We start from the raw sequence: 13,964 nt of genomic DNA, 5'->3' as shown, positions 1-13,964 counted from the left end.
GAAATCATTGTTCAGAACGTTTTCTATATGTTTCGAACTGTTCTAGGGAGACCCCCAGAGATTCGATGATCATGCAGGCTTTCTCCCACGTTGGCTCTTTGATGTGACCGTTGAGAAGCTCGGAAAGGTATGTCGGAGTAATCTCATCACGTACGAGATCGCGACGTTTCAGGTTCTTGGATCGCATCACTGACAAGACAGCCTCTGTAAACGTCATATTTCAGTCCTCCGTATCTTTGTCGCCGCTTAGTAGCGTATTCATTCTAAATGTAAAAGCTGCATCCACTTCTGCAAGATTGGCAGCGTTTGGCTTAAAAGTTACTAATGCAAATGCAACTAAGGGAGATGAGCAGATGGAAATGATTGCGGAGCAAGTTCGCCTCTGGCTGTCGAAAGACGGGAACAGCATGGATGCTCTCGCAGGCAAGTTGAATCTCAGCTCAGCAGATCTGCAAAAGAAACTCTCAGGAAAATCAGAGTGGTATTGGTCACAGGTGCTCACGATTTCTGAGGTCCTCGGCTGTCGTCTCGAAGATCTCCGATGATTCGCTTCCCAAAGTTCGTTTCTGCATGAACCCGAAACGCAGATTTCCCCAAACAATAAGACTGAAAGGAGGTGAAACATATGACATCGTTGCTGCATACCGACCTAATCATTCTTGATGCCGAGGTGGCGAGTGCCGAGGAGGCGATCCGTCTTATGGGAGACAGACTTGAGAAGCTCGGATTCGTGACTGAGGGCTACGCCGATATGGTATGCGATCGCGAAAAAACCTATCCCACCGGTCTGCCAGGTGCTTCATGGGCGATCGCGCTCCCGCACACCGACCCGACCCTTGTCATCCGACCTGCCGTCGGCGTCATCGTGCCGCGCGAGCCCGTCGAATTCAAGATGATGGGCGCGCCCGACACAACGCTCGATGTCCGCCTCATCATGCCGCTTGTCATCAAAGATGCAAACAGCCAGCTCAGCTTGCTCAAGACGATGATGGGTGTCATCGCGGACGCGCAGCTGCTCGAGCGCATCCGAAGATCTCGCGATCCGCGCGAGATCATCGAATTGCTGCGCCCGATAGAGTGCGACGAGCCCGGTCGAATGTCAGGCGGAACGCCGCGTCCCAAGATCAGATAAGCCCTCGCCTGACCAGATGGCACACAACGAAAGGATACCTATGCGACCGATACGAATCCTGTGCGTCTGCGGTTCGGGAACCGCGACGTCCGCTATGTTGTCCGCTAAGCTGCGCGACGTGCTCGACGAGCTCGGCTACGCTGCGGAGACCGATGAGACCAACCCGCCCGGGGTCGCCATCGCTTCGACTATCCATCCTTGGGATCTCATAGCATATACGAGTCCTGTCGAGGACACCTGTGGGATCCCGGCGTTCAATGCGACGGGTTTTTTGGTAGGAATCGGCGAGGAGGAATTTCTCGGCCAGCTCAAACGTTTGATCAAAGGTCTTGATCTCACCGACTGAGATATGCCTTGAGAGGGGAGAGAGCAATGGATGGATTCTTCACCCTGTTGAAGGAGATTTTTGACACCTTCGGCAACTACATCACCGTGCCCGTCATCATCTACGTGATCTGCCGCATCTTCCGCACTCCGGCGAAGCGGGCGTTTCAGTCCGCGGTGCTAGTGGGCGTCGGCCTCATGGGCATGTCATTTGTGACCAACGCGTTCGGAGGCGTGCTGACGCCGCTCATTCAGCGCATGGTTGACGCGTCGGGCATCTCCAAGCCCGCTCTCGACATCGGCTGGCAGGCCGTTGCGGCGGTGAGTTATTCAACGGACCTCGGCATGATGTTCATCGGTGTGGGTCTGATCTTTCAGGTCGTCGTGTGGCTGCTCAAGATCACCGATATCTTCATGCCTTCTGATTTGTGGAACAACTACTCGATCTCTGTTTGGGGCTCGTTTCTGTTTCTGCTTTGCGGCAACATGTTGCTGGCGTTCGCGCTCATGCTGTTTGTTAACTTGGTGACTCTGCTTATCGCGGAGTCGGTGCAGAAGCGCTGGTCGACCTATTTCAATTATCCGGGTTGCTGCATGACCGCACCGCATCACATGGGGGATGCGCCCCTCTATCTTGTACTGAACATCATACTGTCCAAGCTGGGATTCGATCGCATCAAAGCCGACCCGGCCTCCATCAAAAAGCGGATCGGCGTCATGGGCGAGCCCATGTACATCGGTCTGGCGATCGGGCTGCTGCTAGGCATCGTGGGCAATATAGATCGGATCGCCACCCTCGCCGGATGGGGCAACGTCGCTCAGGTTGCCGTGATGTGCGCGGCCGTCATGGCGATCTTCCCGCGCATCGCCGGCATGTTCGCAGCCGGGTTCGGGGCGCTCACCGAGTTCTCTCATAAGACGCTCGCCAAGTCCAGATACGGCCAGGGCCGGCAGTTCATCGTCGCCGTGAACGATGCACTGGGCTACGGAGAGGCGGCGACGCTCACCACCGGCCTGCTGATCATACCGTTCGGGATCCTGATCGCGTTTCTGCTGCCGGGAAATCTCGTCATCCCCCTCATGGTGCTGCCCTCGCTGCCCTATATGGTCGAGATCCCGGTGGCTCTGTCCAACGGCAACGTGGTGAAGTCACTCGTAATGGGAATCATCGTCTTCATCGCGAAGCTGCTGATGGCGTCCTATTGGGCGAGCGCGTTCACTCAGGTCGCCGCCCAAGCAGGTTTCGATCCGGCCGTGCAGGCCGTCGCCGCCGGTACGTTCGTCATCGGTTTCATCATGTCCAACTGCACGGCGGGTCTGATCACGATGGCGTTTCTCACGCAGAATCCGCTGATCATCGCGTTAGTCGTTGCAGTCTACATCATTCTGTACATCGTATTCAGAAAGAACCGCACGCGCTTTCAGGATTATCTGGAGCGCTTGGCGACAGGTGCGCGGCCCGCGCACGAGGCTGCCGATGGCATTGCGCCATCCGAGAAACACGCCATCGTTTGATGCGCCCGCACTCCAAAGGAGAAGTCACCATGAAAATCATCGTTATCGGAGATATCGTCGTTCCCTGCGAGCTGCTTGCCGAGGCCGCCAGATCACTCGATGCGAACGCCCAGATCGTCGCCGTGGAATGGGTTTGCTCCTCGCGTCAGGAGTTTCAGCGTCGTGCGCAGCATCTCGAGCGAAGCGGTCCGGACGCCGAGCAGGTGCCACACGCCGTTTTTGAAGCCATCGCCGACGCGGACGTGCTGCTCACGCACTTCTGTCCGGTGCCCGCGGATCTTATAGCAGCCGGAACCAGGCTCAGATTGATTGGAACCTGCCGGGGCGGCATGGAGCACATCGATGTCGCGGCGGCCACCTCCCAAGATATCCCGGTGATCCACTGCATCAGAAACGCGGAGGCGACATCAGATTTCGCGATCGGACTCATGCTCTGCGAGACGCGCAACATAGCGCGCGGACATGCAGCTCTCAAGGCGGGAGAGTGGCGAAAGGACTACGTGAACAGTGGCTACACCACTTCGCTTTCCGAGATGACCCTCGGGCTCGTCGGTCTGGGCCATATCGGAAGCCTCGTGGCGAGAAAGGCTGTCGGTTTGGGGATGCGACGTGTGATTGCATGCGACCCCTATCTCGATCAGGCGCGTCTTGACGCGCAGGGGCTCGATGTGAAGCTACTCAGTGAGCGGGAGCTTTTCGCCGGGGCAGATATCGTGAGCCTGCACCTGCGCCTTACACCTGAGACAGATGGGTGCATCGGGGCGCAGCAGATAGGCCTCATGAAGTCGACAGCCTATCTTGTGAACACCTCGCGCGCCGGTGTACTGGACAAGGCGGCGCTCATCGCGGCTCTCGTCGAGCACCGCATCGGCGGTTGCGCCCTGGATGTGTTCTGGGACGAGCCTCTTGCCCCCGACGATCCCATTCTCGCCCTCGACAACGTCACCGTCACGCCGCATAACGCTGGCAACGTCGTCGACGCGCTTCCGAAAAGCCCGATCCTGCTCGCGAAGAAGATCCAGCAGTACTGGCAGACGGGCACAAGCGACATGGTCGTCAACCTAGAGCAAATCGGCTCGAAGCGAACGGACTGAGAGAAGTTCGCGGCGGACGCCGCAAGATATCGGCGCGGCAGCTCGCGATATCCTTCGACCTTGCGCCGCCACCGGCCCCGCCGCCACCTATCGGATTCATATACAAATTCACCCCGGTCGCCTCTTCGGAGGAGCAAAGGAGCATACATCATGATCATGGAACAGCAGCGTACACAGATCGTGAAGTTCGGCAGAAAGATGAGTGCGAGCGGTCTGTGCGTGGGCACGAGTGGCAACATTTCGGTCTTCGACCCGCGGACCGGATATCTGTGCATAAGCCCGTCGGGGCTGGGCTACTTCGAGACCGAGCCGGAGGATATCGTGGTTATGGATCTTGCCGGTAATGTGATAGAGGGCGAACGAAAGCCCTCGTCTGAGCACGGACTCCATACCATCGTCTATCTGAATCGTCCCGACGCCCGCGCGGTCGTGCACACCCACTCGCCGTTCGCCACCACGCTGGCCTCGATGCATGAGACGCTCAAGCCGGCGCACTACGCCATGATGGGAGCCGCTGTCTATGAGATCCCACTCGTGGAGTATGAGACATTCGGGTCAGCGGAACTCGCCTCCGCTGTCGAGATGGCGCTGCGTGCGACTCCGGCGACTCGAGCGCTGCTGCTCGCCAATCATGGAGACGTCTGTCTTCATGAGAGTCTGTCAAAGGCGTTCGCCTTGGCTGAGAACATCGAGTTCACCTCGCGCGTCCAATGGCAGTGCGCGTGTGCGGGTCGTCCAGTTTATCTCACGCGTGACCAGTTCGCACGCGCGCTCGAGCGGTCTAGGACCTATGGTCAGGTGCCAAATGGCCGATAGAGACAAACAGACCTCGCAGATCTTTGGAGTCGATCGCGACGTCCAAAGCTCAGGCGGTCGCACCGGAGGGGAGTTGTCGATATGAGAATCTGCAAGCTCGGTGCGGACAGGATATACTGCGGCGAGGGCGCGATCGCGGCGCTCGCCGACCTGCCCGGTCTGCTGCGGCGAGCCTATATCGTCATGAGCGGGGACACACAGGTCAAGCTCGGTCAACTCGATCGCTTGACCGAGGTGCTCGATCAAGCGGGCTGGACCTGGCGGGTCAACATCGAAGTCGAGCCGGAGCCCTGCTGGAAGTCGGTGCAGCGCGGTGTCCAGGAGATGCGCGCGTTCGAGCCCGACTGGGTGATCGGCTTCGGTGGGGGATCAGCCATGGACGCGGCGAAAGCGATGTGGGTGTTCTACGAGAACCCGAGCTTCGTTTCGCTTGAGGACGCCATGCCGCCCGCGAAGCTCGCACTGCGGCAGCGGGCGCGGATGTGCTGCATCGCCACGACCGCGGGCACCGGATCCGAGTGCACGCGAGCCGCCCTTATCAAAGACCCGGTCTCGCGGCGGAAGTACTCGGTGCGCGAATACACCGGACGCTTGATCCCCGATGTCGCGATACTCGATCCCGAGTTCTCGCTCACCATGCCGCGCGCCGGCACAGTGGCTTGCGGCATGGATGCGCTCACGCACTGCATCGAGGCCTATGTGGCGAGATCGGCGGACGCCTTTTCGGACGCGCAGGCGATCGGCGGATGGATCACGGGCTATCGTGCGCTGCAGACGTGCGCCGTGGAGCCGTCGAACCTGACCGCTCGCCAGGACATGCTCATCGCGAGCTGCCTGGGCGGTATAGCTTTCACCAACGGCGGGCTCGGAATCTGTCACGGTGTCGCGCACACCTTCGGCGCCGCCTACAATGTGGCGCACGGCCTTGCCAATGCCGTCGCGCTGCCCTACAGCATAGCGTTCAACCGTGCGCGCAGCGAGAAGGCCGCTGCGCGGTACGGAGAGCTCGCGCGTTTGGTCGGAGCGACTGATCTGGAACAGGTTGTGCTCGACATGCAGGCGCGGCTCGATGTGCCGCCGACGATGCGTGCGGTGCTCGGTGGCGGTGAGGATGCATTCGAGGCTGACTTCGATCAGCTTACCGATGCCGTCATGGAAGACGTGTGCACGCCCTCGAATCCCGTGAGGATCACTCGAGAGGATGCACGCTTCCTGCTCGAGCAAGTGTTTTACGGTGGAAAGGAGGGGTGACCTGAAGCGAGGATGCAGCTTCGCCCGTCCCTTCGAGCGCGTCTGGCTACAGACTGGCGATGAGCGCCTCGGCGCAGCGGATGCCGTCGGCCGCGGCGCTCATGATTCCGCCGGCGTAGCCGGCGCCCTCGCCGCTGGGAAAGACGCCTGTCACCCCGAGCGCCTGCAGCGCATCGTCACGGGTGATGCGCACCGGCGAGCTCGAGCGCGTCTCGACGCCGCACAGCACCGCATCCTCGGCGTCGAAGCCCGAAAGTCGGCGCCCGAGCTGGCCCAGACCGGCTCTCAATGCGCTGATGACGCAGGCGGGCAGCGCTGGGTCGATCTGCGTCCAGCGCACCCCCAGGGGGTAGGTCGGCTTCACGCTCCCGCCGGCCTCGCTCGCAGCCCCGCGCAAAAAGTCTCCGACGAGCTGAGCGGGGGCCCGATATGCGCCTCCGCCCAGCTCGAAGGCTGTCCGCTCGCATCTGCGTTGCAGCGCGACGCCGGCAAGCGGATCATCGCCGCCCATGTCGGCGGGAAAGATGTTGGCGAGCAGCGCGGAGTTGGCGTTCTCGCCGCCTCGACTGAATCTGCTGGCCCCGTTGGTGACGACGCCTCCCTTTTCTGATGCCGCCGCCACGACTTCGCCGCCGGGACACATGCAAAAGGTGAACACGCTGCGGCTGCCGGCCGGGTGCACGGCGAGCCGGTAGGAACCGGGACCGAGCGCGGGATGGCCGGCGGCGCGGCCGAACAGGGCGCGATCGATGGCGCTCTGGCGATGCTCTATGCGCACGCCCATGGCGAACGTCTTGCGCTCGAGATCGAATCCCCGGTCCCGAAGCAGCTCGAAGACATCGCGTGCCGAGTGCCCGCACGCCAGGATGAGCCGGTTGCAGCGGATTCGCTCGCAGGTCTCAGACACCTTGTCGCGACTGTCGCCCGTCCGAGAGTCGCCCTCGCGCTCAAGACGACCGTCCATCCGAGGATCCGCCGCGCGCTCGGCGCCCCCGCCCGTCTCGGACCTCTGCTCGACCTCGATGGCGCGAACGACCCGCTCGCTCGGTGCGTTCTCGCAGACGATATCAGTGAGCCGGCAGCCGAAGCGCACCTCGCCACCCAACTTGCGGATGCGTGTCGCGATGCGCTCGACGATGCCGGGCAGAAGATCGGAGCCGATGTGCGGCTTGGCGTCCCATAGGATCTCTGCGGGCGAACCGGCTGCAACCAGCGTCTCCAGGATGAGACGGTGCGTGGGGCTCCGGGTACCCGTGGAGAGCTTGCCGTCGGAGAACGTGCCGGCGCCGCCGAGGCCGAACTGGATGTTGCTCGAGGTATCCAGCACGGCGGTGCGATAAAAGCGGCCGATCGCCGCCGCGCGCGCACGAGCATCGCCTCCGCGCTCGATCACGAGCGGCTCGAGCCCCGCCTCGGCCAGGGAGAGCGCGGCGAACAGGCCCGCGCAGCCCGCTCCGACCACGACCGGTCGATCTGCGCGCCGATTGAGGCCGGCTTCTGCAGACCGAGGGGATGACGGTTTCTGCGGGTATCGCGCTGCCCAACCGTCCCATCCGGCACGTGATTCCCGAGCAGGAGACGCGGCCTGCTCCGTCTGCGCGATCCGGACGCGTCCGCGGGTGCATGGATCAAGATGCGCGAGCACAGCCGTCTCGTCGATGTCCTCGCGCAGGCGCAGCGCTACGCTCAGGACTATATGTACATCGCGGCGTCTGCGCGCGTCGATCGATCGTCTGCGCAGCTCGAAGTCGACGACGTCCGATGGTTCCAGACCGAGCAGGTCAAAGGCGGCGCGTCTGGCCGCTTCGAGACAGGCCGCCTCTCCGACGGCTGCGTCGAGTGCCACCGCGATCTGGGATATCTCAAGCATCGAGGCCGCCCGCTGCCGCATGTCGCGCTCGCGGCGGCTCCTGCGCTTCGAGCGGGGAGACGGCTGCCGCTCCACGCTCGCGCCGGAGGGCGGCTCGCCCCGCCGCCGTCCCCGCGCGCAGACCGGACAGCCACGCCCACGCCAGGTTGTAGCCACCGCAGTCCGCGTCCATGTCGAGCGCCTCACCGCAGACGGCGATGCCGTCTGCCAGCTCGGGTGAAACCGTCAGATCGGGCACCTCGACAGCCGACAGGGGGATGCCCCCTCGCCGGACCTGGGCGCAGCGCTCATCGGCGGTACCGGTGACCGCAAGGGCGATATGCTTGCATGCCCGCGCGCAGCTCAGCGGCGTGGTCCCCGCGCCGGGCATGATGAGCGCGGCGAGAGGGCGGGCGAGCATGCCGTCGAACCAAGAGATACCGCCTCGCGCGAGCGGTCCCACGGCCGCCTCGCGCCTTGCCATCGCGCGCGCCAGATCGGCCTCGTCGACGTCGGCGAACAAGTCGATCTCGATGACATCACCCGGTCGGATCCGCCGTGACAGGTTGAACGCAGCGATGCCCGAGATGCCGTAGCGACGGAACAGCACCTCGCCGGTCTCGCGCCACACCGGCGCGCCCGCGCGCATCAGGGTGAGCGTCGCGTCGACCCGCAGCCCGTCGAGAGCGGCGCGCGTACCGGCGGCCCCCGGCAGATCGCAGGCGATCGGACAGAGCATGGGCGTCTCTTCTTCATGAGGCAGACCGAATCGTCGGGCGATCTCGGCGCTCTGTCCGCCGACGGCGACCACGATCTGGCGCGCGCTCAGCTGAACCTCCTGCAGCGCCGCCGCCGACAGCGCTCTGCGCTCGCAGCGCAGCCATCTTTTCAGATCGCGATCATCGTGCACGTCGAGCGCGGCCTCAGGTCTGCGCGCTTGCAGCCTCCACCCCATCTCCTCGCGGGCCTCAACGCGGGTCAGGGTGTGCATGGCGCGCAGCTCGACGCCCTCCCGCTCGCAGGCTCCCAGCAGGGCGTCGCGGACCGATTCGGCCCGTTTGCTGCGCGGATACAGCCGCCCGGCGACCTCGACGGTCACGATGCCCACCGAGCGGAGAAACGCCTCGATCTCGGTTTCCGCCGAGGACCCCATGACCTCGCGTGCGATGTCGGGGTTGCTGTAGCGCGCGGCCTCGAGCGGGACGTGCGCGAGGTTGCACCGGCCGTTGCCCGTGGCCAGAATCGAAAGCCCGCAGGCGACGTCGTGCTCGAGCACCGCGACCCGGCTGCCGGCGCGGCGGGCCGCCAGGGCCGCGGCGAGTCCCGAGGCCCCGCCGCCGACCACCGTGACGTCATAGGTCGTGGTTGAGCGCTGATGAGATGGCCGTATCATGCGATGGCCCTCACGATATGTCCGACGCGCGTGGAGCGTCCGGCTCCGCGCGCGTGGCCCCATCGCCATCCACACGCGAGTCCGGCCCCGAGGACTTCGCCGCCGAATCGGTCTCATCTGCCTCCCGTGGCGAAACCGCCTCGATAGCGGCCACCGCATCCGCGAGCATGTCCGCCGGCAGCGCCTCCTCGATCGTTCCGGCATCGATCGCGGCGGCCAACGAGGGCTCAACGGGCAGCCGCCCCAGCTCGCAGAGACCGTAGCGCTCCTTTATCTTGCCAAGCGTGCTCGCGCCGAACAGCTCGATGCGCTCGCCGCACCGCGGGCAGCTGACGTAGCTCATGTTCTCGACGACGCCCAGAATAGGCACGTCCATCTTCTCTGCCATCCTCACCGCCTTGGCGACGATCATCGATACGATGTCCTGCGGGCTCGTCACGATGACGATGCCGTCCACCGGAAGCGATTGGAATACGGTGAGCGCGACGTCACCGGTGCCGGGCGGCATATCAACGAGCAGGCAGTCCAGCGGTCCCCATGAGGTGTCGCTCCAGAATTGCCTGATCGCCCCGGCGATGACCGGCCCGCGCCACAGCACCGGGTCAGTCTCGCTGTCGAGAAGCAGATTCGATGAGATCACCTTGATGCCCCCAGTCGATATCTCGGGGAGCAGCAGTCTGCCCAGACCCGATGCGCGCCTCCCGCTCATTCCGAGCATCTTGGGAATCGACGGCCCGGTGACGTCGGCGTCCAGGATCCCGATGGAAAGGCCCTGTCGCGCCATCTCGATGGCGAGCGCTCCGGTGACGAAGGATTTGCCCACGCCGCCCTTGCCCGAGAGCACCGCGATCACCCGTTTGACCTCCGACAGGGAGTTCTGCTCGAATCTCATGGGGGCCCGCTGGCCGCCCGACTTCTCAGCGTGCTCGCAATCCATGATGCGCTCCTCGTCTTCCGTGTGCTTCACCGAGCTGGCCGGGAGCCCGATCGTCTCGTCTGCTCAGAATCGGTCCCCGGTGCCCCTGTCTGGCCTCTGAGCCCTATTGTACACATGCCCCATCGCGCTCGCCGATGGGCCCGCATCGCTTGTGCTCTCGACATAAAAACACGAACAAGGCTTGTATATCCCATGACGGTGCGGGGGATCACGAACATATGTCCGCGCCTTGCGCTAGACTGTGGGGCTGCGCTTCTCAGCTGGTCTCGCTCACCGGCGCCGAGGGCGCCGTATTCTTACCGTCTCGGGCCCGAATCGGTTGCCTCATAGGCACCGCAGCCTGCGGTGCCGGGCGCGCACCATGTCGAGTCCGTTTTCACGAGGAGCCATGCATGTCCGAATCCTCAATCGTCATACGCGGGGCGCGCGAGCACAACCTGCGCGACATAGATCTCACCATCCCTCGCGATCAGCTCGTGGTCATCACCGGCCTGTCCGGCTCGGGCAAGAGCTCGCTGGCGTTCGACACCATATATGCCGAGGGCCAGCGCCGCTACGTCGAGTCGCTTTCCAGCTACGCCCGGCAGTTCCTCGGCCAGATGGACAAACCGGATCTCGATTCCATCGACGGCCTCTCTCCTGCGGTCTCCATCGACCAGAAGACCACATCCAAGAACCCCAGATCCACAGTGGGCACGGTCACGGAGATCTACGACTATCTGCGCCTGCTGTTCGCGCGCATCGGCATTCCGCACTGTCCTGTGTGCGGGCGCGTCATCGAGCGCCAGACCACCGATCAGGTTGCCGACAAGATCCTGGCGGCAGGCCAAGGCAGGCGCGCCTACATGCTCGCTCCGGCGGTGATCGGCCGCAAGGGGGAGTTCACCAAGCTCCTCGATGACCTGCGCGCCGAGGGCTTCTCCCGCGTCCGCGTGGATGGGGAGGTCCGCTCGCTCGACGATGAGATCGAGCTCGACAAGAAGTTCAAGCACACGATCGAGGTGGTCGTCGACCGCATCGTCATCCGCCCGGACTCCTCGGGGCGCATCGCTGAGGCCGTGGAGCAGGCCACGAGGCTCGCCCACGGCAACGTCGGCGTCTATCTGCTGGCCGACCGGGGCGCCCCGGAGGGGACCGAAGGCGATCTGTTGCGCTACTCGCTCGCCCTGGCCTGTCCGGAGCACGGGCATTCCATCGACGATCTGCAGCCGCGCGACTTCTCGTTCAACGCTCCCTATGGCGCGTGCCCGGAGTGCGACGGCCTGGGATTCAAGAAGGTCGTCGATGCCGAGGCCCTCATCGAGGACCCTTCGCTGTCGATCGAGCAGGGTGTGTTCGGCAGCTTCTTCGGCAAGTCGAACTACTATCCCCAGATCTTTTTAGCGCTGTGCCGGCATCTCAAAGCCGATCCGTCCGCCCCCTGGTGCGAGCTGCCCGCGCGCGTGCGCAAGATCTTTCTGGACGGTCTGGGCGATGTGAAGATGCGCGTGGACTATCGCACCCAGGACGGGCGCGACACGCACTGGTCCACGAAGTTCTCCGGCGTGCGCAACATCCTCTACGAACGCTACATCGAAACCACCAACGAGAACACCAAGGCGCGGCTGGAGCGCTTCATCCGCGACGAGCCGTGTCAAGCGTGTCACGGCGCCAGGCTTCGTCCCGAGATGCTGGCGGTCACGGTGGGCGGCAAGTCAATCTACGACGTGTGCCTGATGTCGTGCAACGAGTCGCTTGCGTTCTTCGAGACGCTCGAGCTCAGCGAGCGCGAGCGCTATATCGGAGGCAGGGTCGTCAAGGAGATCATAGAGCGGCTGCGCTTTCTGGTGAACGTCGGCCTGGACTATCTGACGCTCGCGCGGGCCTCCGCCACCCTGTCGGGAGGCGAGGCGCAGCGCATCCGGCTGGCCACGCAGATCGGCGCGGGTCTCATGGGAGTGCTTTATATCTTGGATGAGCCCTCGATCGGCCTGCATCAGCGCGACAACGCCCGCCTCATCGAGACGCTCGAGCGGCTGCGCGACATCGGCAACACCGTGATCGTCGTCGAACACGACGAGGACACGATCCGCGCCGCGGACTACGTGGTGGACATGGGCCCCGGTGCGGGAGAGAACGGCGGCGAGGTCGTGTGCGCGGGCACCCCGGCAGACATCATGGCATGCGGCGGCTCTCTCACCGGAGCCTATCTTACCGGCAAACGCATGGTGCACGTGCCGAGCAAACGGCGCGATCCGGGTCGCGGCGCGCTCACCATCACCGGTGCCAGAGCGAACAACCTGCGCGGCATCAGCGCCAGCATCGAGCTGGGAACGCTCACCGTCGTGACAGGCGTGTCAGGCTCGGGCAAGAGCTCGCTGGTCACCGACACGATCGCCCCGGCGCTGACCAACGCCATCCAGCGCTCGTCGCGCCCCGTCGGCCCCTATCGCTCGCTTGAGGGGGTCGCTCAGATCGACAAGGTCATCGATATCGACCAGTCTCCGATCGGCCGCACGCCCCGATCGAACCCTGCAACCTATATAGGGCTGTGGGACGATCTGCGCGCGCTGTTCGCGAGCACGCCGGAGTCCAAGGCGCGCGGCTACGCTCCCGGCCGCTTCTCGTTCAATGTGGCCGGCGGGCGGTGCGAGGCGTGCAAGGGAGACGGGCAGATCAAGATCGAGATGCACTTTTTGCCCGACATCTACGTGCCCTGCGAGGTCTGCCACGGCAAGCGCTACAACCGCGAGACACTCGAGGTGCTCTACCGAGGCCGCTCCATCGCCGACGTGCTCGACATGTCCGTGGCCGAGGCGCTCATCTTCTTCACCAATATCCCGCAGGTCAAGCGCAAGCTCCAGACGCTCTACGATGTCGGGCTCGGCTACGTGCGACTGGGACAGCCGGCCACGACGCTCTCCGGTGGGGAGGCTCAGCGCGTGAAGCTCGCGCGCGAGCTTCACCGCAAGCAGACCGGAAAGACGTTCTACATCTTGGATGAGCCCACGACGGGCCTGCATTTCGAAGATGTCCGCCAGCTGCTCGATGTGCTCGAGCGCTTGGTCGATGCCGGCAACACCGTGCTCGTGATCGAGCACAATCTCGATGTCATCAAGGTGGCCGATCGGATCATCGATCTGGGTCCGGAGGGCGGCGGCGGCGGCGGACGCGTCGTGGTGGCGGGCACCCCCGAACAGGTCGCGCGCTCCAGGAAAAGCTACACCGGGCGGTTCCTGAAGCCGGTGCTCGCTCGCGACGCAGCCCGCGAGCGCGAGCATGTGAGCGTCGAGTCGGATATGCTCTGAACTGATCGAGAGACCTGAATGTCTTGTGACATTTGTATGAATGAACATAATCTGATTGAGATTCCGGACAAAATGATAGAATGAAAACTACATTACCGCGCGGGAATGTCGCTCTGTCCCGCTCCAGATGGAAGACCGTTTTAGCTGGAAGGGGGCTATTCTATGGGGCCGAATTTAGCTGCAAACTCCATGTGCCCCCTTTTGGGATGCACCTTTATCGCGGTCGTCTCTGCGATCGACGAGTGCCAACATTCATCAGCGACCCTTGGCGGATCGCATAGTATCTCAGGTTGCGCGCGCCTTCGCGACCGGCTTGCCGCCACTGTGGTGTCGCAGGCCCCTCATGTGGAATCGGTTGCATTGTGA

The 13,964-nt window shown here is 63.4% G+C and carries 11 protein-coding genes; 8 read left to right on the top strand and 3 right to left on the bottom strand.

The window, feature by feature from the left end:
- The first annotated feature begins 176 nt into the window (after positions 1-176).
- The 7 genes from CORGL_RS09835 to CORGL_RS06515 all read left to right on the top strand — a co-directional run bounded on the left by CORGL_RS09835 (position 177) and on the right by CORGL_RS06515 (position 6,132).
- A complete protein-coding gene (locus CORGL_RS09835) occupies positions 177-545 on the top strand; it encodes a helix-turn-helix domain-containing protein (RefSeq protein WP_156789818.1) in 369 nt (122 codons plus the stop codon).
- Positions 546-625: 80 nt separating this feature from the next.
- Entirely contained in the window at positions 626-1,132 is a 507-nt protein-coding gene (locus tag CORGL_RS06540; protein WP_013709121.1) for a PTS sugar transporter subunit IIA, read from the top strand.
- 16 nt (positions 1,133-1,148) lie between these two features.
- Positions 1,149-1,478, top strand: coding sequence for a PTS sugar transporter subunit IIB (locus CORGL_RS06535; protein ID WP_245526893.1), 330 nt, complete (start codon positions 1,149-1,151; stop codon positions 1,476-1,478).
- 26 nt (positions 1,479-1,504) lie between these two features.
- Entirely contained in the window at positions 1,505-2,971 is a 1,467-nt protein-coding gene (locus CORGL_RS06530) for a PTS galactitol transporter subunit IIC (protein WP_013709119.1), read from the top strand.
- A gap of 29 nt (positions 2,972-3,000) precedes the next feature.
- Positions 3,001-4,065, top strand: a complete 1,065-nt coding sequence (locus tag CORGL_RS06525; RefSeq protein ID WP_013709118.1) for a 2-hydroxyacid dehydrogenase — start codon at positions 3,001-3,003, stop codon at positions 4,063-4,065.
- A 156-nt stretch (positions 4,066-4,221) separates the two neighbouring features.
- The gene (locus tag CORGL_RS06520; protein WP_245526892.1) at positions 4,222-4,881 is read left to right on the top strand and encodes a class II aldolase/adducin family protein; all 660 of its coding nucleotides are present in this window, start codon (positions 4,222-4,224) and stop codon (positions 4,879-4,881) included.
- An 81-nt stretch (positions 4,882-4,962) separates the two neighbouring features.
- Positions 4,963-6,132 (top strand): iron-containing alcohol dehydrogenase, encoded by a 1,170-nt coding sequence (locus CORGL_RS06515; RefSeq protein ID WP_013709116.1) that lies wholly within the window; start codon positions 4,963-4,965, stop codon positions 6,130-6,132.
- A gap of 46 nt (positions 6,133-6,178) precedes the next feature.
- Here the strand turns inward: CORGL_RS06515 and CORGL_RS06510 are convergent, their stop codons facing one another.
- The 3 genes from CORGL_RS06510 to CORGL_RS06500 are packed head-to-tail and all read right to left on the bottom strand — an operon-like array spanning position 6,179 to position 10,311.
- The gene (locus CORGL_RS06510; RefSeq protein WP_013709115.1) at positions 6,179-8,002 is read right to left on the bottom strand and encodes an NAD(P)/FAD-dependent oxidoreductase; all 1,824 of its coding nucleotides are present in this window, start codon (positions 8,000-8,002) and stop codon (positions 6,179-6,181) included.
- Entirely contained in the window at positions 7,995-9,374 is a 1,380-nt protein-coding gene (locus CORGL_RS06505; protein WP_013709114.1) for an NAD(P)/FAD-dependent oxidoreductase, read from the bottom strand. Before CORGL_RS06505 ends, CORGL_RS06510 begins: the two co-directional genes overlap by 8 nt.
- Positions 9,375-9,384: 10 nt before the next feature.
- Positions 9,385-10,311: an Mrp/NBP35 family ATP-binding protein gene (locus CORGL_RS06500; protein WP_013709113.1), complete on the bottom strand. Its 927-nt coding sequence runs from the start codon at positions 10,309-10,311 to the stop codon at positions 9,385-9,387.
- A 392-nt stretch (positions 10,312-10,703) separates the two neighbouring features.
- Between CORGL_RS06500 and uvrA the strand changes: the two genes are divergently transcribed.
- Positions 10,704-13,598, top strand: a complete 2,895-nt coding sequence (gene uvrA / locus CORGL_RS06495; protein WP_013709112.1) for an excinuclease ABC subunit UvrA — start codon at positions 10,704-10,706, stop codon at positions 13,596-13,598.
- Positions 13,599-13,964 lie beyond the last annotated feature (366 nt).

This window comes from Coriobacterium glomerans PW2 (assembly GCF_000195315.1).
Taxonomy (GTDB): domain Bacteria; phylum Actinomycetota; class Coriobacteriia; order Coriobacteriales; family Coriobacteriaceae; genus Coriobacterium; species Coriobacterium glomerans.
Note: the sequence above shows the minus strand (reverse complement) of the source record. Positions and strands in the feature narration are given on the sequence as shown.